The 24,540-nt window shown below is 71.0% G+C and carries 25 protein-coding genes; 16 read left to right on the top strand and 9 right to left on the bottom strand.

What is annotated here, in order from left to right; translation table 11 throughout:
* Nucleotides 1-24: 24 nt before the first annotated feature.
* Genes HDC37_RS06340 through HDC37_RS06330 form a run of 3 tightly spaced genes read left to right on the top strand, consistent with a single transcriptional unit; the run spans nucleotide 25 to nucleotide 2,634 of the window.
* Nucleotides 25-1,215, top strand: a complete 1,191-nt coding sequence (locus tag HDC37_RS06340; protein WP_179559610.1) for an LLM class flavin-dependent oxidoreductase — start codon at nucleotides 25-27, stop codon at nucleotides 1,213-1,215.
* 1 nt (nucleotide 1,216) lies between these two features.
* Entirely contained in the window at nucleotides 1,217-1,861 is a 645-nt protein-coding gene (locus tag HDC37_RS06335; protein ID WP_179559525.1) for an FMN reductase, read from the top strand.
* Nucleotides 1,858-2,634, top strand: coding sequence for a fructosamine kinase family protein (locus HDC37_RS06330; RefSeq protein WP_308472119.1), 777 nt, complete (start codon nucleotides 1,858-1,860; stop codon nucleotides 2,632-2,634). Before HDC37_RS06335 ends, HDC37_RS06330 begins: the two co-directional genes overlap by 4 nt.
* A 9-nt stretch (nucleotides 2,635-2,643) precedes the next feature.
* Here HDC37_RS06330 and HDC37_RS06325 read toward each other — a convergent pair whose 3' ends face one another.
* Nucleotides 2,644-3,240, bottom strand: coding sequence for a VTT domain-containing protein (locus HDC37_RS06325; protein WP_308472118.1), 597 nt, complete (start codon nucleotides 3,238-3,240; stop codon nucleotides 2,644-2,646).
* Nucleotides 3,241-3,381: 141 nt separating this feature from the next.
* On the opposite strand from HDC37_RS06325, the gene HDC37_RS06320 reads away from it, so the two are divergent.
* Entirely contained in the window at nucleotides 3,382-5,379 is a 1,998-nt protein-coding gene (locus tag HDC37_RS06320) for a glycosyltransferase (protein WP_179559524.1), read from the top strand.
* Here the strand turns inward: HDC37_RS06320 and HDC37_RS06315 are convergent, their stop codons facing one another.
* Complete coding sequence (locus HDC37_RS06315) at nucleotides 5,380-6,060, bottom strand: response regulator (protein WP_179559523.1); 681 nt, start codon at nucleotides 6,058-6,060, stop codon at nucleotides 5,380-5,382.
* A complete protein-coding gene (locus tag HDC37_RS06310; protein ID WP_179559522.1) occupies nucleotides 6,057-7,316 on the bottom strand; it encodes a sensor histidine kinase in 1,260 nt (419 codons plus the stop codon). The genes HDC37_RS06315 and HDC37_RS06310 overlap by 4 nt, the downstream gene beginning before the upstream one ends.
* Before the next feature lie 168 nt (nucleotides 7,317-7,484).
* Between HDC37_RS06310 and HDC37_RS06305 the strand changes: the two genes are divergently transcribed.
* Entirely contained in the window at nucleotides 7,485-8,927 is a 1,443-nt protein-coding gene (locus HDC37_RS06305; protein ID WP_179559521.1) for a cation:dicarboxylate symporter family transporter, read from the top strand.
* Nucleotides 8,928-8,989: 62 nt separating this feature from the next.
* Here HDC37_RS06305 and HDC37_RS06300 read toward each other — a convergent pair whose 3' ends face one another.
* Nucleotides 8,990-9,184, bottom strand: a complete 195-nt coding sequence (locus HDC37_RS06300; protein ID WP_218869383.1) for a hypothetical protein — start codon at nucleotides 9,182-9,184, stop codon at nucleotides 8,990-8,992.
* A 334-nt stretch (nucleotides 9,185-9,518) separates the two neighbouring features.
* Between HDC37_RS06300 and HDC37_RS06295 the strand changes: the two genes are divergently transcribed.
* The 3 genes from HDC37_RS06295 (at nucleotide 9,519) to HDC37_RS06285 (ending at nucleotide 13,712) form a co-directional block, all read left to right on the top strand.
* Nucleotides 9,519-11,777: a polyribonucleotide nucleotidyltransferase gene (locus tag HDC37_RS06295; protein WP_179559520.1), complete on the top strand. Its 2,259-nt coding sequence runs from the start codon at nucleotides 9,519-9,521 to the stop codon at nucleotides 11,775-11,777.
* Nucleotides 11,778-11,972: 195 nt separating this feature from the next.
* Nucleotides 11,973-13,013, top strand: coding sequence for an aldo/keto reductase (locus HDC37_RS06290; protein WP_179559519.1), 1,041 nt, complete (start codon nucleotides 11,973-11,975; stop codon nucleotides 13,011-13,013).
* A 96-nt stretch (nucleotides 13,014-13,109) separates the two neighbouring features.
* Nucleotides 13,110-13,712 (top strand): histidine phosphatase family protein, encoded by a 603-nt coding sequence (locus tag HDC37_RS06285; protein ID WP_179559518.1) that lies wholly within the window; start codon nucleotides 13,110-13,112, stop codon nucleotides 13,710-13,712.
* Nucleotides 13,713-14,190: 478 nt separating this feature from the next.
* Here HDC37_RS06285 and HDC37_RS06280 read toward each other — a convergent pair whose 3' ends face one another.
* On the bottom strand, nucleotides 14,191-14,661 hold the full coding sequence (locus HDC37_RS06280) for a GNAT family N-acetyltransferase (RefSeq protein WP_179559517.1): 471 nt from the start codon (nucleotides 14,659-14,661) through the stop codon (nucleotides 14,191-14,193).
* A 37-nt stretch (nucleotides 14,662-14,698) separates the two neighbouring features.
* Here HDC37_RS06280 and dapB point away from each other — a divergent pair, with 37 nt between their 5' ends.
* A complete protein-coding gene (gene dapB / locus HDC37_RS06275; RefSeq protein WP_179559516.1) occupies nucleotides 14,699-15,511 on the top strand; it encodes a 4-hydroxy-tetrahydrodipicolinate reductase in 813 nt (270 codons plus the stop codon).
* Nucleotides 15,508-15,960 carry a tetratricopeptide repeat protein gene (locus tag HDC37_RS06270; RefSeq protein WP_179559515.1) on the top strand — a complete coding sequence of 151 codons (453 nt, stop codon included), beginning with the start codon at nucleotides 15,508-15,510 and terminating at the stop codon, nucleotides 15,958-15,960. Before dapB ends, HDC37_RS06270 begins: the two co-directional genes overlap by 4 nt.
* Nucleotides 15,961-15,997: 37 nt before the next feature.
* On the opposite strand, the gene HDC37_RS06265 is transcribed toward HDC37_RS06270, so the two are convergent.
* From HDC37_RS06265 to HDC37_RS06250, 4 genes are all read right to left on the bottom strand, one after another.
* A complete protein-coding gene (locus tag HDC37_RS06265; protein WP_257021323.1) occupies nucleotides 15,998-16,948 on the bottom strand; it encodes a TIGR01777 family oxidoreductase in 951 nt (316 codons plus the stop codon).
* Nucleotides 16,941-17,366, bottom strand: a complete 426-nt coding sequence (locus tag HDC37_RS06260; RefSeq protein WP_124292906.1) for an OsmC family peroxiredoxin — start codon at nucleotides 17,364-17,366, stop codon at nucleotides 16,941-16,943. Before HDC37_RS06260 ends, HDC37_RS06265 begins: the two co-directional genes overlap by 8 nt.
* Before the next feature lie 124 nt (nucleotides 17,367-17,490).
* A complete protein-coding gene (locus tag HDC37_RS06255; RefSeq protein ID WP_179559514.1) occupies nucleotides 17,491-17,985 on the bottom strand; it encodes a DUF4395 domain-containing protein in 495 nt (164 codons plus the stop codon).
* Entirely contained in the window at nucleotides 17,978-18,442 is a 465-nt protein-coding gene (locus tag HDC37_RS06250) for a thioredoxin family protein (protein ID WP_179559513.1), read from the bottom strand. Before HDC37_RS06250 ends, HDC37_RS06255 begins: the two co-directional genes overlap by 8 nt.
* A 75-nt stretch (nucleotides 18,443-18,517) precedes the next feature.
* On the opposite strand from HDC37_RS06250, the gene thyX reads away from it, so the two are divergent.
* The 6 genes from thyX to HDC37_RS06220 all read left to right on the top strand — a co-directional run bounded on the left by thyX (nucleotide 18,518) and on the right by HDC37_RS06220 (nucleotide 24,470).
* Nucleotides 18,518-19,261, top strand: coding sequence for an FAD-dependent thymidylate synthase (thyX, locus tag HDC37_RS06245; protein WP_179559512.1), 744 nt, complete (start codon nucleotides 18,518-18,520; stop codon nucleotides 19,259-19,261).
* 1 nt (nucleotide 19,262) lies between these two features.
* Nucleotides 19,263-20,024, top strand: coding sequence for an SDR family oxidoreductase (locus HDC37_RS06240; protein ID WP_179559511.1), 762 nt, complete (start codon nucleotides 19,263-19,265; stop codon nucleotides 20,022-20,024).
* Between the two features lie 223 nt (nucleotides 20,025-20,247).
* Entirely contained in the window at nucleotides 20,248-21,075 is an 828-nt protein-coding gene (locus tag HDC37_RS06235) for a type IV toxin-antitoxin system AbiEi family antitoxin domain-containing protein (protein ID WP_179559510.1), read from the top strand.
* A 145-nt stretch (nucleotides 21,076-21,220) separates the two neighbouring features.
* Entirely contained in the window at nucleotides 21,221-22,198 is a 978-nt protein-coding gene (gene dapA, locus HDC37_RS06230) for a 4-hydroxy-tetrahydrodipicolinate synthase (RefSeq protein ID WP_179559509.1), read from the top strand.
* 60 nt (nucleotides 22,199-22,258) lie between these two features.
* Nucleotides 22,259-23,935 (top strand): ribonuclease J, encoded by a 1,677-nt coding sequence (locus HDC37_RS06225; RefSeq protein ID WP_179559508.1) that lies wholly within the window; start codon nucleotides 22,259-22,261, stop codon nucleotides 23,933-23,935.
* A 40-nt stretch (nucleotides 23,936-23,975) separates the two neighbouring features.
* The gene (locus tag HDC37_RS06220; protein WP_179559507.1) at nucleotides 23,976-24,470 is read left to right on the top strand and encodes a GNAT family N-acetyltransferase; all 495 of its coding nucleotides are present in this window, start codon (nucleotides 23,976-23,978) and stop codon (nucleotides 24,468-24,470) included.
* Nucleotides 24,471-24,540: the final 70 nt, after the last annotated feature.

Here is a 24,540-nt window from a genome sequence, read left to right as displayed (position 1 = left end):
GTGAACACCCCCACCTGGCCCGGAATGCAGTTCGGCATCTTCACGGTGAGCGACATCACCGAAGATCCCATCACGGGCCGCACGCCCAGCGAGTCGGAGCGCATCCGGGCGAGCATCACGATCGCGCGCCACGCCGAAGAGGTCGGGCTGGATGTCTTCGCCCTGGGCGAGCACCACAATCCGCCGTTCTGGTCGTCGTCGCCGACGACGACGCTCGCCTTCATCGCCGCCCAGACCGAGCGCCTCATCCTCTCCACGGCGACCACGCTGATCACCACCAACGACCCGGTGAAGATCGCGGAGGACTATGCGATGCTGCAGCACCTCGCGCAGGGGCGGGTGGACCTGACCCTGGGACGCGGGAACACCGGTCCGGTCTACCCGTGGTTCGGCAAGGACATCCGTCAGGGCCTGCCCCTGGCGATCGAGAACTACGCCCTCCTTCACAAGCTCTGGCATGAGGACGTCGTGGACTGGGAGGGCCGGTTCCGGACGCCTCTGCAGGGCTTCACCTCGACCCCGCGGCCGCTGGACGGTGTGGCCCCGTTCGTCTGGCACGGTTCGATCCGCACCCCCGAGATCGCCGAGCAGGCGGCCTACTACGGCGATGGGTTCTTCGCCAACAACATCTTCTGGCCGAAAGAGCACTACCAGCGCCTCATCTCGCTGTACCGTCAGCGTTTCGCGCACTACGGCCACGGAGCGCCGGAGCAGGCGATCGTGGGTCTGGGTGGCCAGGTGTTCATGGCGAAGAACTCCCAGGACGCCGTGAAGGAGTTCCGCCCGTACTTCGACAATGCTCCGGTCTACGGTCACGGACCGAGCCTGGAGGATTTCAGCGAGATGACGCCGCTCACCGTCGGCTCGCCGCAGCAGATCATCGACCGCTACGCGGGCATGCGCGAGCACTACGGGGACTACCAGCGTCAGCTCTTCCTCATCGACCACGCAGGGCTGCCGCTGAAGACGGTGCTCGAGCAGCTCGACATCCTCGGCGGCGAGGTCGTTCCGGCGCTCCGGCGCGAGCTGGCCGCGGGTCGTCCCGCGGACGTCCCCGACGCGCCCACGCATGCCGCACGCGTCGCGGCGGCCTACGCCGGAGCGCCGGCGCCGCAGGCGGTTCCCCACGCGAACCGCGGCGACAACCTCGCCACGGGCCCGAATCCGTACCGCCGGCCCACCGCCGCCGGAGCGTCTTTCCGAAAGGGGGAGTGAGATGGCCACGCGACGCATCGCCGTGGTCTCGGCCGGCCTGTCCAGCCCCTCCTCAACCCGCCTCCTGGCCGATCGCCTCGGCGCCGCCGTCGTGCGCGAACTCGGTTCCCGGGGCGAGGAGGCGGTGACCGACGTGGTCGAGCTGCGTGACCACGCCCGCGCCATCACCGACAACCTCCTCACCGGCTTCGCTCCGCCGAGCCTCGAGACCGCGATCAACGCGGTGGTGTCGGCCGACGGGCTGATCGTGGTGACACCGATCTTCTCCGCGAGCTACTCGGGTCTGTTCAAGTCCTTCATCGACGTGCTCGACCCCGACGCGCTGACCGGGATGCCGGTCCTTCTCGGCGCCAACGCCGGCACCGCGCGCCACTCGCTCGCGATCGACTACGCCCTGCGTCCCCTCTTCGCCTACCTGCATGCCGCGCCGGTCTCCACCGGTGTGTTCGCGGCATCCAGCGACTGGGGCGGTGCGGGCGATCAGGCCTCGCCGCTCGCCGAGCGCATCGACCGGGCCGCCGGCGAGTTCGCCGCCGCGGTCGCCGGGCGGCCCGCGGCATCCGCTCCGGATCCCTTCGATCCGGCGAGCTTCCTCGGGGAGGGTCGCTCCTTCGAGCATCTGCTCGGCGGGCACTCGGGCGAGTGAGCCCTCGAGCCGAGGGCAGGATCTTCCGCAAGGAGCGCCCGGGGGCGCCCGAGGGGTTCTTCGCCGCGGAGGCGGCGGGTCTGTCGTGGCTCGCCGAGGCGGGCGGGGCGCGCGCCGCGCGCGTCGTGCAGGTGGAGGCCGAGGCCATCGAGCTCGAGCGTCTCGCGACCGTCGCCCCCGACGGCGCTGCGGCACGGGCCTTCGGCGCGGCCCTCGCTGTCACTCACGATGCCGGCGCACCCGCATTCGGAAGCCCGCCGCCGGGCGTCACCGCGCTCTTCATCGGGGCGCGATCCCAACCTGCGGCGGCGGAGGAGACGTGGGGGCCGTTCTACGCGCGGGACCGGGTGCTCCCCTTCCTCCCGCCCGCGCTGGACGCGGGATTCCTCACCTCCGAGGAGGCGGCCGTCGTCCGTGACGCGTGCGCGACGATCGCTGCCGGGGCGTTCGACGACGGGGAGGCGCCGGCGCGCCTGCACGGCGACCTCTGGCACGGGAACGTGCTGTGGACACCCGCGGGCGTCGTCCTCATCGATCCCGCAGCCCACGGCGGGCACCGCGAAACCGACCTGGCGATGCTCGATCTCTTCGGCTGCCCGTTCCTCGACGACATCGTCGCCGGTTATGAGGAGCGCCATCCACTCACCAGCGGGTGGCGGAGCCGCCTCCCGCTTCATCAGCTCCATCCGCTGGCCGTCCACGCCGCCGGGCACGGTCGCCACTACGGCAGGGCATTGGCGGATGCTGCCCGGCAGACGCTCGCGCTCGGGTGACGGCGTGGATCACTCGGCCGGGGGGAGGGTGCGACGGGCGAGCAGCCGATCGATGAGAAGACCGAGGAGCAGGGCGACCGCCACCGAGACCACGACCGCCACGACCGGCCCCCCGGGAACGACGGCCGCCACGATCGCTCCCACGAGAGACTGATACACCGCCCAGCCGAGCGCGGCCAGGCCCGCCACGAGCAGGTAGCGTGGCGCCGGCACCCGCGACGCCCCGGCGGTGAGGTTCACCGCCAGGCGCGCGAAGGGGACGAAGCGCGCGCTGAAGAGGACGACCGCCGTGCGTCGCCGCAGCCGATCGCCGACGAGCCCGAGGGCCGCGCGGACCCGCCGTCCGCGCATCCACCGCCACCGCTCCAGGCCGATCGTGCGCCCGATGAGGTAGCAGAGCGTGTCGCCGGCGAGGGCGGCGATCGTCGCCACGGCGACGACCGCGAGGAGCGGGGGAGCGCCGTGCGTGACGGCGAGGGCGCCCAGGGCGGTGACGGCGACCTCGCCGGGGACGACGACGAGGAAGGCGTCGCCCAGCACGAGCGCCGCCATCACCACGAGCGCCCAGGGGCTCTCCGAGACACCGGCCAGCAGATCGTCGATCACACCTCCGTGGGTACCAGCGGCCGGTGAACGGCGACCGAACGGGGGACGACCGGTGACGGGCGGCGGTGCGGACGGTGAATTCTCGGCGACGGGGTGCGCCGCGGCATCCGTTCGGGCACCGGCGCGCGCGATGGTGGATGCGTGAGAGTCGCGGTCATCGCCGAGTCCTTCCTTCCCCATATGAACGGGGTCACCGGATCCGTGCTGCAGATCCTCCGCCATCTGTCGGCGGCAGGGCACGAGACGCTCGTCATCGCCCCGAGCGCCGGGGACGCCTCCGATGAGACGGTCGTCGCGAGCCTGCGCGGTGCGGATGCGCGGCTGCTGCGCTCGGTGCCGCTGCCGTCCTACCCCGAGGTGCGCGTCGTCTTCGCCCGTGCTGCGCGTCTCGCGGGCATCCTGCGCACCTTCCGGCCCGACGTCGTCCACCTGGCGTCCCCCTTCGTGCTCGGCTGGCAGGGGGTGATCGCCGCCGAGGCGGTGGGGGCCCCGACCCTGGCGATCTACCAGACCGATGTGGTCGCCTACGCCGAGAAGTACGGGATGCCGCGGGCCACCGCCCTGGTCCGCTCCCACGTCACGCGGCTGCACCGGAGGGCTACCCTGACCCTCGCCCCCTCCACCGCCTCGATGACGCAGCTGGCCGAGCTGGGCGTGGACCGGGTGCGCCGATGGGGCCGTGGGGTGGACACCGACCTCTTCCACCCGTCGCGGCGGAGCGAAAGCTGGCGGGCGGAGGTCGCTCCGGGACGGACCATCGTCGGGTACGTCGGTCGCCTCGCTCCCGAGAAGCAGGTGGCCGACCTCCGCGTCCTCCACGACGTCCCGGGAACCACCGTGGTGATCGTCGGCGACGGGCCGTCGCGTGAGGCGCTGGAGAAGTCGCTGCCCGAAGCGGTCTTCACCGGACATCTGCGTGGCACCGAGCTCGCGCGGGCGCTGGCGAGCTTCGACGTGTTCGTCCACCCGGGGGAGAGTGAGACGTTCGGTCAGACGATCCAGGAGGCCCTCGCCAGTGGCGTCCCGGTCGTCGCCACGGGCACCGGCGGGCCGGTGGATCTCGTGCGTTCGAGCGTCGATGGCTGGCTCTATCGCCCCGGCGATCTCGACGACCTCCGCGCCCGCGTGGCGGACCTCGTCGGCGACGGCGCGAAGCGCGCGGCGTTCGCAGCCGCCGCCGGAGAGGCCGTCCGCACCCGCAGCTGGGAGGCGCTCTGCGCGCAGCTGCTGGAGCACTACGGCGAGGCGCGACGGCTCCGCCCGATCGATGCCGCGCAGGTCGTCCGCGGCCTCGGGCGCCCCGACGCCTCGCCGGCGCCGCTCGTGGCCACCCCGCGCTGGCGCCGCTTCGTCGCCCTCGGCGACTCTCTCACCGAGGGGCTGTGCGACGCCTCGCGCATGCCGTCGGGACAGTTCCGAGGGTGGGCGGATCGCCTGGCGGAGCTGCTGGCCCGCTCACAGGGTGCGGGCGCGACCGAGCCTCTGCATTACGCCAACCTCGCCGTTCGCAGCCGCCGCGTCCGCGACATCGCGGCGGTGCAGGTGCCTCAGGCGCTGGCGCTGAGACCCGACCTCGTCTCGATCCTCATCGGCGCGAACGATCTCGTCGGGACCCGCCGCGACCCCGCCGACCTCGCCGACGACGTCGCGGTCTCGGTGCGGCTCCTGCGGGATGCGGGAATCGACGTGCTGCTCGTGACACCGTTCCTCCCGCGCCGGCCGGGCGCGCGCGTGTTCTCGCGTCGGTTCGCCCGGTACGCCGGGGAGATGCGGCGGGTGGCAGGGGAGACGGGAGCGATGCTCCTGGACCTCGACGCGCACCCCGCGATCGGCGACGTCGCCTTCTGGGCGGTCGACAGGGTGCACCTGCGCTCGAGCGGGCACCGGTTCCTGGCCTATCGGGCCGCCGAGACGCTCGGGGTGCCCGACGCCGAAGCCCTCGGCAGACTCGATGCCGCGCTCCACGCCGACGACGACCCACCCGCCGTCGGGAGTTGGCTGCGTCGCGATGCGCTGCCGTGGATCTGGCGGCGCCTGCGGGGGAGGACCGCCGGCGACGGTCTCAGCGCCAAGCACGCCGATTACGTGCTCGTCGGGGGTGGCGGCACCGCTCCGGCGCGTCTGATCGACTCGCCCTAGTCAGCTGCGCCACCGGTACTCCGACTCGGGCCGTCCTCGCCCGTGGTAGCGGGGGATCCGGTCGACGCGTCCGGCGTCGACGAGGTGCTCGAGATACCGACGCGCCGACACTCGCGACAGACCCGTCTGCACGGCGGCCTCCACGGCCGAGAGCGGACCGCCGACACGCACGGCATGCGCGATCCGTTCGAGGCTTTCCGCCGACAGGCCCTTGGGAAGCACGGTCCCCGCCGGGGGACGGAGGGCCCCAAGGAGCGCGTCGATCTCCTCCTGGGTCGCCGGGCCCGCGGCATCCGATGCCCTGCGCCGGAAGTCGACGTACTGCCGGAGCCGGTCGGAGAACACCGCGAACGTGAACGGCTTCACGAGATACTGCGTCACGCCCAGGGCCACCATCTGCCGCACGATGTCGGCGTCGCGGACGCCGGTGACCGCGATCACATCGACCGCGTCGCCGCGCGCGCGGACATGCCGCAGGACGTCGACCCCGGTGCCGTCGGGCATCGTGACGTCCAGGAGCACCAGGTCGATCGCGCCCGGGGCCGCCTCGAGGATCGCGCTCACCGCCGATCTGGCGTCATGACACTCCCCGACGACGTCGAATCCGTCGATGCGCTCCAGGTGGCGACGATGCACCTCGATGGTGAGGGGGTCATCGTCCACCAGCAGCACGCCGATCATCGCGTCCGCCCCGGCAGGACGACCTCGAACGTGGTCGGGTGATCGGTGATCCGGATGCTGCCGCCCGCACCGTCGACGATGGCGCGCACCAGGGCGAGGCCCACCCCACGGCCCTCGGCGCCGGCGGGCTTCGTGGAGAAGCCGTGTGCGAAGATCCGCTCGCGATCGGCGGGATCGATCCCGGTGCCGCTGTCGGCGACGCGGATCCGCAACGCGCCGTCGGGAAGAGGGTCGAACTCCACGCGCACCCAGCGGGGCGTCGGCCCGGTGGCCGCGGCGTCGACGGCGTTGTCGATGAGGTTTCCCACCACCGAGACGGCGTCGATCGGGGTCAGGGTGCTCCGCGGTGCGTCGGGGGAGATCCGGGCGTCCCAGGCGACGGTGCGCTCGCGAGCCTGGGCGGCCTTGCCCAGCAGCAGGGCACCGACGGTGGGGTCGCCGTCCCGACGTGCGGCGACCTGGTCGACGAGCGACTGGCTCTGGCGCGAGGTCTCGGTGAGGATCTCCACCGCTTCCTCGGTGCGGCCGAGTTCGAGCAGCGACACGGCGGTGTGCATCCGGTTCCCGTGCTCGTGGGTCTGGGCCCGCAGCGCCTCGCCGAGGGTGCGCACCGACTCGTACGACGCCACCGCGTCGCGGATCGTCCCCGCGGGGAGGTCGCCGGCCATCCGGCGCAGCTGTCGCCGGGCCACGACGGCACCCACGAGACCGGCCGCCAGCAGCAGCAGCGCGATGCCGAGCACGAACGGCAGGCGGGAGAGGATCTCAGCCCAGATGCTGCCGAGCGTGACCCCCACGGCCACCCACCCCACCAGGCGCCCCTCGGAGATGATGGGCGAGATCGTCCGCACCGAGGGTCCGAGGGTGCCCACGAACTCCTCGGTCAGAGTCGCGGGCTCCGCAGGCATGGTGCCGAGGTAGGCACGACCGATCTCCCCCGGATCGGGGTGCGTGAGGCGGGTCCCCTCTGCTGTCATGATGACGACGAAATCGAGATCCGATTCCCGCATGATCCGCTCCGCGATCGGCTGGAGCACAGTGCTGGCCTCGGGCTCCCCGACAGCGGCCTCCACCTCGGGGAGGGCGGAGAGGGTCGTCGCCACGGTGCGGGTCACCTCCTCGGCCTCCGACCTCTCCGAGCCCTGCGCATCGAGCACCAGGACGCCGGCGAGGATCACGACGATCGCCACGACGGATGCCGCGACCGCCGCGAACACGCGCGACGCCGCGCTCGCCGGGGCTGGCCGTCGTGGCATGGCACTCCTCATCGATCGCCGCGTGCCTCCATCCTGCCGTCGATCGTGTCGCTCGCGCGGCGACCAATACGACCACAAATCGACCCCGGGCCTCGGTCGCGACGAGTCTGACCACTGACGCGGACGATCCGCGTCGATGTGGACAACGACCGTTCCCTGGAGGCGATGATGGCTCTCTCACCACGCACGACCACTTTCACTCTTCCCCGGTTCTCCGCCCGTCGGGGCAAGCAGGCCTGGGACAAGCACACGTGGCTGTACGTCTCCGTCATCGCCGCCGTCGTCCTGGGGGCGATCGTCGGGCTCGTCTGGCCCGAGTTCGGCATGGCTCTCAAGCCCCTGGGGGCGGCGTTCGTGTCGCTCATCAAGATGATGATCGCCCCCATCATCTTCTGCACCATCGTCGTGGGAGTCGGCTCGATCGCGAAGGCCGCGACGGTCGGCAAGATCGGCGGTTTGGCGCTGGCGTACTTCATGGTGATGTCCACCTTCGCGCTCGCGATCGGCCTGGTGGTCGGCAACCTCATCCACCCCGGTACAGGACTGGACATGGCAGGAGCCAGCTACGAGTCCACCGCCGAGGCGAAGACCACCGAGGAGTTCATCCTCGGCATCATCCCGACGACCTTCTTCTCGGCCTTCACCGGTGAGAACGTGCTCCAGGTGCTGTTCATCGCACTGCTGGTCGGTTTCGCCCTGCAGCAGATGGGCGAGAAGGCGGCGCCGATCATGAACGCGGTGAAGAGCCTCCAGGCGCTGGTGTTCCGCATTCTCGGCATGATCCTGTGGCTCGCTCCGCTCGGTGCGTTCGGCGCGATCGCCGCGGTGGTGGGAGCCACCGGGGTGGGGGCCATCATCGCCCTGGGCACGCTCATGATCGCCTTCTACATCACCTGCGCGATCTTCATCGTCGTCATCCTCGGAACGCTTCTGTGGGCGGTGACGCGGGTCAATCTGTTCAGCCTCATGAAGTACCTGGGCCGCGAGTACCTGCTGATCGTCGGCACGTCGTCCTCGGAGTCGGCGCTGCCGCGACTGATCGCCAAGATGGAGCACCTCGGGGTCTCCAAGCCCGTCGTCGGCATCACCGTGCCCACCGGCTACTCCTTCAACCTCGACGGCACCGCGATCTACCTGACGATGGCCTCGCTGTTCATCGCGACGGGGATGGGCGCGCCGATGTCGATCGGCGAGCAGATCGGGCTTCTGGTCTTCATGATCATCGCGTCCAAGGGCGCCGCCGGAGTGACCGGTGCGGGGCTCGCGACACTCGCCGCCGGGCTCCAGGCGTACCGTCCCGACCTCGTCAACGGCGTCGGTGTCATCGTGGGAATCGACCGGTTCATGTCCGAAGGCCGTGCGGTGACGAACTTCACGGGCAATGCCGTGGCCACCCTGCTGATCGGGGCGTGGACCAAGGAGTTCGACGCCTCCCGCGCGCGCCGCGTGCTCGCGGGCAAGGTGCCCTTCGACGAGGCCAGCCTCGCCGGTCACGACCACGACGGACTCTCCGACGCCCCCGACGCGGTCGGCGTGGCGGAGCTGGAGGACGCCGCCATCGATCGGGCAGCCGCCCGGGAGAACGAGCGACGCGCCCTCATCGGCCGCTGAACGCCCTGCACCAGGCGACGCCCCACCGCGCTCGGCGGTGGGGCGTCGCGCGTATCGGATGATCAGGGCTCGAGGTGACCGCTCTCGATCGCGGCGTCGCGCTCCTCGGCGACGAGATCGTCGGTGTCATCCTCGACGCGCTCGAATGGATCGATCGTGGGGGGCGGAAGCTCGAGTTCGGCGTCGTCGTCGACGGGGACGGGGCGCTCGTCGTCGGAGTGGATCTCGCGGAAGTCGCCGATGCCGTGGGTCTCCATGTCGGCATCGTAGGCACGACCGGTCAGATCACGCCAGGGGTGCGCGGCGCCCGACGCTGATAGGATCGGGAAGGTTGCCCCCGGGCATCCGCTCAATTCCATACGAGCACCGTGCTGCACAGCACACCGGAGCAGGCCGGCAGGAAGCTGGTCCCCTGAGGTGGAATCCCCGTCGCGGCGATGATGATCATCGCGCCGGGTGCTCTTCTTCTGGTGACCAGCGCTGGCGAGTATCGCGGCCACGCCGCGCGCTGAGATCTGCCTGTTCCTGCTCCTTCGCACATCCTCGCGCGCGATACGCGTGCGCGAGCATAAACAAAGAAGGAGAGACCTCTTGGAAGGTCCTGAAATCACCGCCGCTGAAGCCGTTCTCGACAACGGCCGCTTCGGCACCCGTACCGTCCGGTTCGAGACCGGCCGACTCGCGCAGCAGGCGCAGGGCGCCGTGGCCGCGTACCTCGATGAGGAGACGATGCTCCTCTCGGCCACCAGCGCCGGCAAACACCCCCGGGAAGGGTTCGACTTCTTCCCGCTGACCGTCGACGTCGAGGAGCGCTCCTACGCCGCGGGCAAGATCCCCGGCTCGTTCTTCCGCCGCGAAGGTCGCCCCTCCACCGAGGCGATCCTCGTGTGCCGCCTGATCGACCGGCCCCTGCGTCCCTCGTTCGTCGAGGGGCTGCGCAACGAGGTCCAGATCGTCGTCACCGTGCTCTCCATCGCGCCCGGCGAGTTCTACGACGCCCTCGCGATCAACGCCGCGTCGGCGTCGACGCAGATCTCGGGTCTGCCGTTCTCCGGCCCGATCGCCGGTGTGCGCCTCGCGCTCGTCCCCGGCCAGGGGGAGCACCCCGACCAGTGGGTGGCGTTCCCGAACACCAGCGTCCTGGAGCAGGCCGTCTTCGACCTCGTCGTCGCCGGTCGCGTGCTCGATGACGGCGACGTCGCGATCATGATGGTCGAGGCCGAGGCCACCGAGCACTCCTGGAACCTGATCCGGGGCGGCGCCACCAAGCCCAGCGAGGAGATCGTCGCGCAGGGTCTCGAGGCCGCCAAGCCCTTCATCAAGGAGCTCGTCGCTGCGCAGACGGCGCTGGCCAGCACCGCGGCCAAGGAGATCCAGTCCTACCCGGTGTTCCTGCCCTACTCGCAGGAGACCTACGACTTCGTCGCCGCCCGCGCGTACGACGAGCTCAAGGGCATCTACCAGGTCGCCGACAAGCAGGAGCGTCAGAGCGCCGACGATGCACTCAAGGAGCGTGTGCGGGGCGAGCTCATCGCGGCCGTCGAGGCGGGCGAGCTTCCGGCCGTCGCGACGATCGAGTTCTCGGCTGCCTACAAGTCGGTGACGAAGCTCATCGTCCGCAGCCGCATCCTCACCGACGGTGTGCGCATCGACGGTCGCGGCCTCGCCGACATCCGTCCGCTGGACGCCGAGGTGCAGGTCATCCCGCGTGTGCACGGCTCCGCGGTGTTCCAGCGCGGTGAGACCCAGATCCTGGGTGTCACGACGCTGAACATGCTGAAGATGGAGCAGCAGATCGACTCGCTGTCGCCCGTCACCCACAAGCGGTACATGCACCACTACAACTTCCCGCCCTACTCGACCGGCGAGACCGGTCGCGTCGGATCGCCCAAGCGCCGCGAGATCGGGCACGGCTTCCTCGCCGAGCGCGCACTCGTCCCGGTGCTGCCGGCCCGCGAGGAGTTCCCGTACGCCATCCGCCAGGTCTCCGAGGCGCTGAGCTCCAACGGCTCGACCTCCATGGGGTCGGTCTGCGCGTCCACCCTGTCGCTGCTCAACGCCGGTGTGCCGCTGCGCGCGCCCGTCGCGGGCATCGCCATGGGCCTCGTCTCCGACGTCGTCGACGGTCAGACCCGCTACGCGGCCTTGACCGACATCCTGGGCGCCGAAGACGCGCTGGGCGACATGGACTTCAAGGTCGCCGGCACCCGTGAGTTCGTCACCGCGATCCAGCTCGACACCAAGCTCGACGGCATTCCGTCGTCGGTGCTGTCGGCCGCGCTCCAGCAGGCGCGCGACGCCCGTCTGACGATCCTCGACGTGCTCAACCAGGCCATCGACGCGCCCGACGAGATGGCGCCCACCGCGCCTCGCGTCATCAGCGTGCAGATCCCCGTCGACAAGATCGGTGAGCTGATCGGCCCCAAGGGCAAGACGATCAACGCCATCCAGGACGAGACGGGCGCCGACATCTCCATCGAGGAGGACGGCACGGTCTACATCGGTGCCGTCGACGGTCCCTCGGCCGAGGCTGCGCGTGCCCAGGTGAATGCGATCGCCAACCCGACCAACCCCGAGATCGGCGACCAGTTCCTGGGCACCGTGGTGAAGATCGCGACCTTCGGTGCGTTCATCTCCCTGCTGCCGGGCAAGGACGGCCTGCTCCACGTCAGCGAGGTGCGCAAGCTCGCCGGTGGCAAGCGGGTCGAGAACGTCGAGGACGTGCTCGGTGTGGGCCAGAAGCTCCTGGTGCGCATCACCAAGGTCGACGACCGCGGGAAGCTCTCGCTCGAGCCGGTGCTGGAGGAGACCGAGGCGGCCGAGGCTGCGCCGGTCGCCGCCGACGCCTGAGCGACACCCTCGACGGATGCCCGTCCCTCCTCGTGAGGGGCGGGCATCCGCGTCCTGCGAGGTTTCGTGATGAAACCGTTATGGGAAGTTCACCGACAGGGCACCGCAATGGCAGGTGGCGTCGGAGGCACCCCCTACCCTCGAAGTACGCGTCGGGGGGCGCGTCACGCGACAGGATGTCGTGAGGGGGTGCGTATGTCGGACCGAGGCACCGAGCTTGTCTCGTCGTCGCGACGACAGCGCCGCAAAGACACGCCCGCATCCGCGCTGCACCCGTCCGCGCCGATCCCCGTGCAGGGTCCCGGAGTCGGCGCTGGAGTCCGCGTCCCGCTGGGCGACGCCGGCGCGCAGATCTTCCCCCTCATCCTGGGTGCCGCCGAATTCGGCTGGAACGTCGATCTCGAATCCAGTCACGCCATCCTCGACACCTATGCCGAGCTCGGTGGAAACGCCGTGCACACCGCCGACACCTACTCCAGCGGTCGCAGTGAACACATCGTCGGCCAGTGGGTGCATTCCCGGGGTCTGCGCGACGAGGTCGTGCTCATGGTGCGGGTCGGCGGGCACCCCGACAATCCCGGCCTCGGCCCCGTCGACCTCGTCCGCAGCGTCGAGGCCTCGCTCAGTCGGCTGCGCACCGACCGGGTGGACGTGCTCACGCTCGACGCCGCGGCCGACAGCGTGACCGCTCTGGAAGACACGCTGGCCACGGCCGAGTGGCTCGTCGAGGCCGGCAAGATCCGCGCTCTCGGCGGTGTGGGCTACACGGCGGCGCAGCTGGTCGAGGCTCGCATCCTCTCGTCCGCCGGCTACCCGCGCCTCACGGTGCTCGACGTCCCCTTCAACATCCTGCGCCGGCACGAGTTCGACGCCGACCTCCGCCTGGTCGCCAGCGCGCAGGGGATGTCGGTGACCGCGTCGCACGCACTCGAGCACGGCTTCCTCGCCGGTCGATACCGCAGTCGGTCCCGCGGCGGGCTGTCGGCTCGGGGTGCGCAGCTGGCGGCGAGCCTCAATCGGCGCGGTACGCGGGTGCTTCGCGCGCTCGACGAGGTGGGCGCCGACCACGGTCTCCCCGATGCCGCGGTCGCGGTCGCGTGGCTCCTCGCGCAGCGGCTGGTGACTGCGCCCATCGTCAACGCTTACGCGCCCGAGCACGTCGAGGAGCTGGTGCAGGGCGTCGGCGTCCACCTCAGTCGCGCCCAGCTCGCCGAGATCGCCCGCGCGGCGGAGTGATCGCGGGACGCGCGGCCGGGTTCGACCCGAGCGGGATCCGCTGACGTAGGCTGGGAGAGCGCCGTCCGGCGCCCAGCCCCGACGAAGTGAGCGAGCGTGACGCACTACCTCTACCTCGTGCGCCACGGCGAGCATCTGGACGCGGAGCACGGGCTCGTCGACGGGCCGCTCTCGCCCCGCGGGCGGCGCCAGGCCGCTCTCCTGGCCGACCGGCTCTCGGGTGTTCCGTTCGACGCGGTCTGGCATTCGCCGCTGGAGCGTGCCGCCCAGACGGCGCGCGCGGTCTCGGAGCGGATGCCGTCGCTGTCACCCGAACCGTCGGCGCTGCTGTTCGACTGCGTCCCGACGGGCCTGTGCGAGGACACTCCGGCGGTGTACGAGCCCTTCTTCGGGGGAGTGACCGAAGCGGAGGTCGACGCGGGGCGCGCCCAGATGGCCGACGCCGTGAGCGAGTTCCTCGCCCGCAAGAGCGGTGAGGTGCACGAGCTCCTCATCACCCACAACGCCGTCATCGCCTGGTTCGTCCGCGAGGTGCTCCAGACCCCCGAATGGCGCTGGATGACGCTCAATCAGGCGCACTGCGGACTGACGGTGCTGGCCCAGAAGCAGGGCAGACCGTGGACGGTGCTGTCCCACAACGACATGGCGCACCTGCCCTTCGAACTGCGCACCGGCCTTCCCGAGGTCTATCCGGTCTGACCGGGCACAGGTGGCGGGACCGATCGGTCGCCGGTGTGCCCGGGCGGTCGCCGGCGTGTCCGGTGCGGGCGGGGCGGGCGGTGTGACCGGTCGGTCGCCGGTGAGCCCGGTCGGTCGCCGGTGAGCCCGGTCGGTCGCCGGTATCTCCGGTCGTCGCCGGTGTCCCAGGAGCTGCGACCTCATTCCGCACCATCCCGCATCTTCTGCGACATCCCGCCGCGCGCGGCGCACAACATGCGGCTTCGGGCCGAAGGTGATCGCGCTTTGTGCGACATCCGAGCGAGCGAGCGGGCGAGTGGGCGCGCGGGCATCCGAGCGGGCGGGCGGGCATCCGAGCGGGCGGGCGAGCGGCCCCGGCAGGCGGGCGAGCGGGCGGGCGTCGGGCATCCGAGCGGGCGGGCGAGCGGCCCGGCAGGCGGGCGAGCGGCCCAGCAGGCGGGCGAGCAGGACGGCGAGCGGGCGGCCGCCGCGCGGGGCCTCAGCCGAGCGCTTTGCCGAGCCACACCGTCGCATTCGGGTTGTCGTTGTAGGCCTCGATCGGGGTGAACCCCGCAGCGGCGTAGAGACGCGCGGCCGGTGCGAGGGTGTGATGGGTGTCGAGGACGACTTCGGCCGCGCCCAAGACCGCTGCGCGGTGCTCGAGGTCGGCCAGCAGCATCCGCCCCCATCCCCGTCCGCGGGTGGCGGGCGCGAGGTACAGGTGCTTGACCTCGAAGCGGGGGCCGAGCGCGCCGGCGGCGATCTCGCGGACGCCGCCGCAGCCGATGGGAGTGCCGGCGTCGTCGGTGACCACCACGAACACGCCGCGGGGCGGCTCGAACACCTCCGGCGCCGGAAACACCGTGGTGTAGGTGTGACCGGGGAAGGTGTCGGCGCGGGTGCGGAAATAGTCGGTCAGGAGGGACCGTGCGGCGGGGTCGTCGACGGATGTCGCGGTGAGGTCGACCATCCTCCGAGCCTACGACCGGCGCGCCTAGGCTTGAGTCATGACAACGCGCGTGGCCATCGTGGGGCACACCGGCAAGCTCGGCTCGATCATCGAGGCGGTCGTCGGGGCCGAACCCGACGTCGAGATCGTCGGCCGCCTGACCTCCCGCTCCGATCTCGCAGAGCTCGCCGGTGCCGACCTGGTGGTCGACGCCTCGACCCCGGCGGTGTCGATCGACGTGGTGCGGGCTGCCATCGAGCGTGGGATGAACCTGCTCGTCGGGACGTCGGGATGGTCGGCGGAGCGCATCGCGCCCATCCGTCCGCTCGTCGACCAGGCGGGCACCGGCGCGGTGTTCATCCCGAACTTCTCGCTCGGGTCGGTCCTCGGCTCGGCCCTGGCGGCCGCCGCGTCGCCGTTCTTCCCCTCCATCGAGATCGTCGAGTCGCACCGCGAGACGAAGGTGGATTCGCCCAGCGGCACGGCCGTGCGCACCGCCGAGCTGATCGCGGCGGCACGCAGCGACGTGGGACCGGTGGAATCGCCGCATGTCGACCAGCGCGCCCGTGGGCAGCAGGTCGCGAGCGTCCCCATCCATTCCCTGCGCCGCCCGGGGGTGATCGCACGGCAGGAAGTCATCCTCTCCGGCCCGGGCGAGTCGGTGACCCTCATCCACGACACCGTCGACCCGGCCGCGGCCTACGCCCCCGGCATCCGCTTGGCTCTTCGGGCTGCTCGCGACGCGCGGGGCGTTCTCGTCGGGCTCGACAGCTTCGTCGACATCGGCATCCGAGTGCCGCGGCCGCACGCGGCGCACGACATCCAGGAGCGCGGCGTGCCGGGTCAGGTCGCGCGGGTCACCGGCGCATGACGACGAGGATCGGCGTCGCCGTGATGGCGGTGCTCCTGGCGCTCTACATCGCGCTGGTCGCCCAGCGCGCGTGGCTGCTGCTGGTGAGCGCTGACCCCGTGGCTGTCGCGCTCGGAGTGGGACTCGTCCTGCTGCCGGTGCTCGCGGCCTGGGCGCTCTGGCGAGAGCTCGCCTTCGGCATAGGCGCGGAGCGGTTGGCTCGGCGCCTGGAGGCAGAGGGAGGGCTCCCGGTCGAGTCCGTGACGGTCAGGCCCAGCGGACGACCCCTCCGGGAGGATGGCGAGGCGGTCTTCCCGGCCTATCGGGACGCCGCTGAGCAGAACCCCGCCGACTGGCAGGCGTGGTACCGGCTGGGGCTGGCGTACGACGCGGCGGGGGATCGGCGCCGCGCGCGTCAGGCGGTGCGTGAGGCGATCCGCCGCGAGCGCCAGGGGCGCGCGGGGGGCTGACTCGCCGGTCCATCCGTCGCCGCCGTGTGCGGCGGGGTCACTCCACGTCGGAAACGGCGGCGTCGATCGCCTCTTCCGCGGTCGGATGACGGAAAGCGAAGCCCGCCCGCTGAAGGACCTCGGGGACGATGTCCTGATCGTTGGTGAGAAGAGCCTCCGTGGCGTCCTTCCCGAGGAGCAGCGTGAGACCCCACTCCGGTGCACGGAGGACGAAGGGCCGCTGGAGACGCCGGGCGAGGGCGAATCCGATGTCGTTGGCCGTGGCGCGCGTGGGCCCGGCGAGGTTCACGGGGCCCTCGATGTCGGCGGTGAGGAGGAAGCGGATCGCCTCGATCTCGTCCGCCAGCGAGATCCAGGGCCACACCTGGGTGCCCCGTCCGATGGGACCGCTCAGCCCGAGCTTGGTCAGGGGGATGAGGGGCTTCAGGAAGGCTCCGCGGTCGACGATGGCGGTGGTGCGCAGCAGCACCAGGCGCGTGCGGTCGCCGGCCGACCGGGCCGCACCCTCCCACTCGCCGCAGATGTCCGCCAGGAAGCCCTCCCCGCGGCCGGTGGCCTCGGTGATGCGATCGCCGGGACGGCTGCCGTAATAGCCCGACGCCGATGCGGACAGGAATGCCGGTGCGCCGTCACCGAGCTCGCGCAGGGCACGGGCCAGCGCGCGGGTGGGGGTGACCCGAGACCACAGCAGCGTGCTGCGGTACGACGAGGTCCACGGGAAGCGCGCGATGCTCGCGCCGTTCAGTCCCACCACCGCGTCGGCGCCCTCGAGCACGCCGGGGTCCAGGGCCGCGGGGGAGGTGAGCCACTCGACCTCGTCAGGGCCCGCGGGCGCGCGTCGGACGAGGTGGGTCACGCGGACGCCTTCCGCGCGCAGTCGCTCGGTCAGGGCCCGGCCGATGAGGCCCGAGGCGCCGGAGATGACGACATGGCGCAGGGCGGCGGTGCTTTCCCCGCCGCCCGCACCGGCGTCAGCGGTCTCAGGCAAGCGTGGCCTCGAGGGTGATCTCGATCCCCGCGAGCGCCTGCGAGACGGGGCAGCCGACCTTGGCCTCCTGGGCGATGCGCTCGAAGTCCTCGGCCGACAGGCCCGGTACGACGGCGTTGACATTCAGGTGGCTGCCGGTGATGCCCGTGCCGGGCTTGAAGGTCACCGAAGCGGTCGTGTCGATCGACTCGGGCGGGGTGCCGTTCTCGCCCAGCGCGTGGGAGAGGGCCATGCTGAAGCACGACGAGTGCGCGGCGGCGATGAGCTCCTCGGGCGTCGTGGTCGACGTGGAGCCCTCGCTGCGGGCGCGCCAGTTGACGTCGAATGTGCCGGTGTTCGACGACACCAGGGTCACCGCCCCGGACCCGTCGGCGAGTCCGCCCTTCCAGGCGGTGCTGGCTTCGCTCGTGATGGTCATGGGAACCTCCTCGGTCGACGATCGGGACCCGTGGTCCCGCGGTCAGCCTAACGGCGGGGCGCAGGGTGAGCGACCGCTTGCGCGAGGTTTCTCGACGTGCGCGCGGACGGGCTCGGCCGCCCGGTCAGGCCGCGCGACGGTGCCCGATCACACCGCCGCGCTGCAGCAGCAGGTACAGCTGGCAGCCCAGGCACAGCCCGAAGGCGGCGTTGAGGAACGCGGCGACGAACGCCATGGCAACGGCGATCGGCAGGGCCCATGGCACGCCGGCCAGATGCAGCAGGACGCCCGCGCCCGTGACGAGGAGGCCGACACCCTGGGCGAACCGAGGCGGCCGCGGGTCTTCCCGCTCCCGTACGGGAGAGATGCGGGGAGCGACCAGTCGACGGAACACGACGCCCCACGGTGCGGTCGCGGGGGAGACGACCCCCCACAGGAACAGCAGCGAGATGACCGCCGTGAGGAGGAAGCCCGAGTCCGCGAACCGCGCGGGGGTGCCCACGGCGTCGGCGTTCACGAGGGCCAGGAGGAAGGCGACGGCCAGCAGCGCAGCGGTGATCCCTGCGGCGAACCGCGGGGCGCGGACGTCGATCCCGCGGGACTCGCCGGTCTCAGGCATCCGCCTTCTCCTCGGTGCGTGAGCGGCCCGCGGCATCCTCTGCCAGACGGACCAGCTCGAGATCCAGCACATCCCGGGTGGGGACACCGCCGATGCGGGACTGGATGGCCCCGTTCCGATCGAGGATCAGGGTGGTCGGGGTCTGCAGCACGTGGAAGTGCTGCGCGATGTCGGGGCGGTGTGTCAGGTCGACGTCCAGGTGCCGGACGCCGTCGTGACGATCGGCGATCTCGGCCAGCATCCGGTGCACGTGGGGACACCGAGCGCACATCTCGGTGCTGAACTGCAGCAGTGTCGCCTGTTCGCCCAGGCCGTCCGCGCCCAGGCGCGAAGGGTCGACGACCTCGTGGGCCACGTGGTGCCGAGGACGGCCCTCTCGCCAGCGCAGCAGCAGGCCGACACCGACGGTCAGTGCGAGCAGCGCCGTGAGGGTGAGCACCGCCGGAAGAAGATCCACAGCAGACCAGGCTAATCGACCTCGGGACGGTGGGCGTTTCCGCGCCGACATATGACGCGGCGATAGGGTTTCCCCGTGACCGAAGCCGAAGCCAGCCCTGAGATCGAGTTCCGCAGCGACGTGACGGTCGAGCTCGTCCGATCCAGCGCCTCCGACGCCGATGTGCTCTTCGCGGCGCGCGTGTCGACGCAGGGGGAGCAGACCCTGGAGGACGCCGCCGCCGGCACCGAAGCGACCGCGAGAGACCGGGGCCTCATCAACTACCTGATGCGCGATCGTCACGGGTCGCCCTTCGAGCACAACTCGATGACTTTCTACGTCCAGGCGCCGATCTTCGTCTTCCGCGAGTTCATGCGGCATCGCATCGCCTCCTACAACGAGGAATCGGGTCGCTACCGGGAGCTGCGTCCGGTGTTCTACGTCCCGGCCGAGGACCGCAACCTCGTGCAGGTCGGGAAGCCCGGCGCCTACGAGTTCCTCCCCGGCACGCCCGAGCAGCACGCGATCGTCGATGAGGGGGTCCGCCGGGTCGCGGTCGATGCGTTCGAGACCTATCAGCGGATGCTGGCGGCCGGCGTCGCACGGGAGGTCGCCCGTATCGTGCTTCCCCTGAACATCTACTCCTCGATGTACGTCACGATGAACGCCCGGTCGCTGATGAACTTCCTGTCGCTTCGGACTAAGGCCGAGGGGAGCCACTTCCCCTCCTTCCCGCAGCGTGAGATCGAGATGTGCGCCGAGAAGATGGAGGCCTTCTGGGCCGAGCTGATGCCGCTCACCCACGCGGCCTTCACCGCCGGTGGTCGGGTGGCCCCCTGAGATGGCGCGGACCCCTCTGATCACGGGTGCGAGCTCGGGGCTCGGCGCCGAGTACGCCCGGCAGCTCGCCGCCCGGGGGATGGATCTGGTCCTCGTGGCGCGCGATCCCGCGGCGCTGGAGCGTGTGGCGGATCAGGCCCGGGCCTCGGGCGCCGACGTCGAAGTATTCCCTGCGGATCTGCTCGTGGCCGCCGACCGGGAGCGTGTCGAGGTGCGGGCGGCCGATCCGCGGCATCCGATCGATCTCCTCGTCAACAACGCGGGCTTCGGGCTTCCCCTCGCCTTCGAGCGCAACGACGCCGACGACGAAGCGCGCCACCTCACCCTCCACGTCGAGGTGGCGATGCGACTGATGCGCGCCGTGCTTCCCGGAATGCTCGAGCGGGGGAGCGGCCGCATCGTCAACATCGCCTCGGTGGCGGGCTTCGTGCCGCGCGGCACCTACGGTGCGGCGAAGGGCTGGCTGATCAGCTTCAGCCGATGGGCGAATGTGGCCTACCGTGACCGCGGCGTCACCGTCACTGCCGTGTGCCCCGGATTCGTGCACACCAACTTCCACGAGCGGATGGGCATGCCACCGGGCAAGGAGGGCGTGCCCGCCGGGCTGTGGCTGCACGCGACCGACGTCGTCCGGGAATCGCTGCGCGACGTCGCGCGGGGACGGGCGGTCTCGATCCCGTCGCTGCGGTACAAGGCGCTCGTCGCGCTGTCGCGGGTGGTCCCCGACGGACTGGTCGCCGCGGCGGCGTCCCGCGGCCGCTGATCCGCGGCGCGTCTCACGGCGACGGGTATCGCGCCCGCGGCGCGACGGATGCAGGGCGCGGTGACGTCGCGACGTCTCACCGTGCACACGGGTCGCGTTCCACCCCACCGGCCTTGCATCCGTCACCGATCACCTCTCCTGCACATCAGGCGGCGCCCGATCCTTCTCCACGATTCGGGTTGACGGGCCCCGCGCCGGGGATGCGCCTCTCCACCCTGGGCTCATGAACGCACATGCCATCGCAGGGGTGATCCGTTCGCACGGAGGTGTCACACGCGGGCGGCAGCTTCAAGCATACGGTGCCACCCGGTCGTCGCTCGCACGTGCCGCTGACCGCGGAGTCATCACGCGCGTTCGGCCCGGGGTGTTCGCCGTGACCGACGCAGAGCCTCTCGTGCTCGCCGCGGCCGCCCACGGCGGAGAGCTGTGCTGCGCATCCGCGCTCCGCCATCTCGGAATCTGGGCGCTCGATGACCGCGTCCTCCTGCACGTCTGGCTGGGTCCGGGCGGTCGGCGACATCCCCACTCGTCGTGCCGCTGCATCGATCATCGCGATGCCGGCGGCTCGGCCTTCGGCGTCGTCTCGCTCGTGCAGGCGCTCGTCCAGGTCGCGCCCTGCCTGGGCGGCGAGGCCCTCTTCTGTGCTCTGGAGTCCGCGCTGCGGCAGGGGCTGCTCACGCGCGCGGATCGCGCAGAGGTGCGGTCGCGGGTGTCGGCCAGGTTCCGGTGGCTGGTCGACTTCGTGCGTGCCGACGCCGACAGCGGACTGGAGTCCCTGGTCCGTCTGCGGCTGCACCGCCTGGGGATCGCCGTGCGTTCGCAGGTCTTCGTGCATACGGTCGGTGTCGTCGATTTCTTCATCGACGACCGTGTGATCCTCGAGATCGACGGACGGCAGAACCACGAGGGACCGTCCCTCCGGCACAAGGACCTCGTTCGCGACGCTCAGGCGGCGGCCCTGGGCTACGAGACGCTGCGCTTCGACTACGCACTGGTGATCTACGACTGGCCGCGCGTGCAGCGGGCGATCCTCGCTCGCCTCGCCGGGTGAGCTGCGACGGTTGCATGGTCGACCCGCCCCGGCGAGCCCCTCAGGCCCCCTGGGTCGCCACGTGCACCACGCATCATGCGTCCGTCGCAGCTCCGACGGCCGCCGGCCGCTGATCGCGCGCATCCGCGGGCGATAGCCTGGGGGCATGACGCACACGGGCAATCCTTTCGGACAGGTGCTCGTCGCGCTGGTCACTCCGATGACCGCCGACGGCGAGGTCGACTGGCCGGCCGTGGAGAAGCACATCGACTCGTGCATCACCGCCGGCGCCGACGGCATCGTCGTCACCGGCACGACGGGGGAGACCAGCACCCTCACCGACGCCGAGAAGATCCGGCTGGTCGAAGTGGGGAAGGATGTCGCGGCGGGCCGCGCCCGCATCATCACCGGCGGCGGCTCCAACGAGACCGCTCACGCGATCGAGCTCTACAAGGCCAGCGAGCGCGCCGGCGCGGACGGCATCATGATCGTCACGCCCTACTACAACAAGCCCACGCAGGCGGGGATCCTCACGCACTTCCGTCTCGTCGCCGATGCCACCGACCTCCCCGTCATCCTCTACGACATCCCCGGCCGAACCGGTGTGCCGATCCGCTACGAGACGATCCTGCGACTGGCCAAGCACCCGAACATCCTGGCGATCAAGGACGCCAAGGGCGACTTCAGCGAGGTCAGCCGCGTGCTGAACCAGACCGACCTGATGTACTTCTCCGGCGATGACGCCAATGTGCTGCCGCACCTGTCGATCGGTGCCACCGGGCTCATCGGGGTCACCGCGAACATCGCCGCTCAGCCCTACCGGGTGATCGTCGACGCGGTGAACAGCGGTGACCTCGGCGCGGCGACGGCGGCGCACAAGAAGCTCGAGCCCCTCGTCCGTGCGGTGATGACCCACGTGCCGGGCACGGTCGCGGCGAAGTACATCCTCCACGGGCTCGGACGCATCGGAAGCCCCCGCGTCCGTCTGCCGCTCGTCGGCCCCGAAGAATGGGAGGCCGCGCGCATCGAAGACGAACTGGCGCTGGTCTCCGAGGTTCCCGGCGCCGACTTCTCCAACTTCCGACCCGACCGCAACGCCGCCGCCGGCGGCGCACTGCCGAAGGTGTCGGGTACCACGCGATAACCCCCCGCGGCTCTCGACGAGCCCGCGACCGCCGCGCTACGCGCGGCAGGAAGGCGAGAGATGCCCACCACCCCCTTCGATCCCCCCGCCCTGTCCGCAGGCACCCTCCGCGTCACGCCCCTGGGCGGTCTCGGCGAGGTCGGCAGGAACATGACCGTCTTCGAGTTCGACGGCAAGCTCCTCGTCGTCGACTGCGGCGTGCTCTTCCCCGAGGAGCACCAGCCGGGCGTCGACCTGATCCTCCCCGACTTCGAGCCGATCCGTCACCGCCTCGACGACATCGTCGGCGTCGTCCTCACCCACGGCCACGAGGACCACATCGGCGCCGTGCCCTACCTGCTGCGGCTGAAGAGCGACATCCCCCTGATCGGATCGTCGCTGACTCTCGCCCTCGTCGAGGCGAAGCTCAAAGAGCACCGCATCAAGCCTTACAGCCTCACGGTGGCCGAGGGACAGAAGGAGAAGGCCGGCCCCTTCGATCTCGAGTTCGTCGCGGTCAACCACTCGATCCCCGACGCGCTCGCCGTGGCCATCCGCACCCCGGCCGGAACGGTCCTCGCCACCGGCGACTTCAAGATGGACCAGCTGCCGCTGGACGGACGCCTCACCGACCTGCGCGCCTTCGCCCGCCTGGGCGAGGAGGGCGTGGACCTCTTCCTGGTCGACTCCACCAACGCGGATGTCCCGGGCTTCACGCCGCTGGAGCGCTCGATCGGTCCCGTGCTCGACCAGGTCATCGCCCGGGCGCCGCGCCGGGTGATCGTGGCGAGCTTCTCCAGTCACGTCCACCGCGTGCAGCAGGTCCTCGACGCCGCCGCGGCGCACGGTCGGCGGGTGGCCCTCCTCGGGCGCAGCATGCTGCGCAACATGACGATCGCGTCCGACCTCGGCTACCTCCACGTGCCCGAGGGAGTGCTGATCGATTACAAGAAGGCCCGTGACCTCCCCGACGACAAGATCGTCTACATGTCGACGGGTTCGCAGGGCGAGCCCATGGCGGTCCTCAGCCGGATGGCGAACCTCGACCACGAGATCGAGCCGGGGGAGGGCGACACCGTCATCCTCGCCTCGAGCCTCATCCCGGGCAATGAGAACGCCGTCTACCGCGTGATCGACGGGCTGACCAAGCTCGGTGCGAACGTGGTGCACAAGGGCAACGCCCAGGTGCACGTCTCCGGTCATGCCGCGGCGGGCGAACTGCTGTACTGCTACAACATCCTGAAGCCCCGCAACGTCCTGCCCGTGCACGGCGAGTACCGCCACCTGATGGCCAACGCCCGGCTCGCTCAGGACACCGGCATCGCGCCGGAACGGACCATCATCGGTGAGAACGGCACCGTCGTCGACCTCCGCGACGGCGTCGCCGACGTCGTCGGGCAGCTGGACCTCGGTTTCGTCTACGTCGACGGCTCGACCGTCGGCGAGATCACCGAGGCCGACCTCAAGGATCGCCGCATCCTCGGCGAAGAGGGATTCATCTCGGTCATCATCGTCGTCGACGCCGCGACCGGGAAGATCATCAGCGGGCCCGAGATCCACGCGCGCGGATTCGCTGAGGACGACAAGGTCTTCGAAGGGGTGAAGCCCAAGATCGCCGCGGCCCTGACCGAGGCGGCGCAGTCGGGTGTGCGCGACAGCCACGCGCTCTCCCAGGTCGTGCGGCGCACGATCGGACGCTGGGTCAACCAGTCGCTGCGTCGGCGGCCGATGATCGTGCCGCTGGTCATCGAGGCCTGATCGAGAGCGCGCCGCCGCGCCGACGTCCTACAATCACCGCATGCCCGCCGCCTACCGCCTCCGTCCGGCCGTGCAGGCCGACGGCGGGTTCCTGGCCGACATGGTCGTGGAGGCGGCGAACTGGCGGCAGGGAGGCGCGCGTCCTCGGCACGCGATCCTGGCCAGCGAGGAGTTCAGCAGGTACGTGGCCGGATGGATGCGTCCGGGCGACGAGGGCTTCGTGGCGCTCGCCGATCACGACGAGGCCGTCGGCGCCGCCTGGTATCGCGTGTTCCCGCGCAGCGATCCGGGTTTCGGCTACGTCGGCACCGGGGTGCCCGAGCTGATCATCGGTGTGAAGCCGATGTGGCGGGCGCAGGGCGTGGGACGGGAGCTGCTGCGCCAGCTCGCCGACCAGGCGCGCAGCAGGGGCTCGTCGAGACTCAGTCTGAGCGTCGAACGCGGCAACTACGCCGCGACGCTCTACCGCTCCGAGGGATTCGCCGTCACCCAGTCGGGCATGGGGCGCGACACGATGGTCAAGCGCCTGCGCTGAGCTGCGGCCGCCCCCGAACGTCCCCCTTCGGGGGGTCGCTCCGGGGGAAGGCGGGTGATGGCGCCTACGC

The sequence above is a fragment of the Microbacterium sp. AK009 genome, assembly GCF_013410955.1.
Taxonomy (GTDB): Bacteria; Actinomycetota; Actinomycetes; order Actinomycetales; family Microbacteriaceae; genus Microbacterium.
This window is presented reverse-complemented; position numbering and strand designations above follow the sequence as displayed.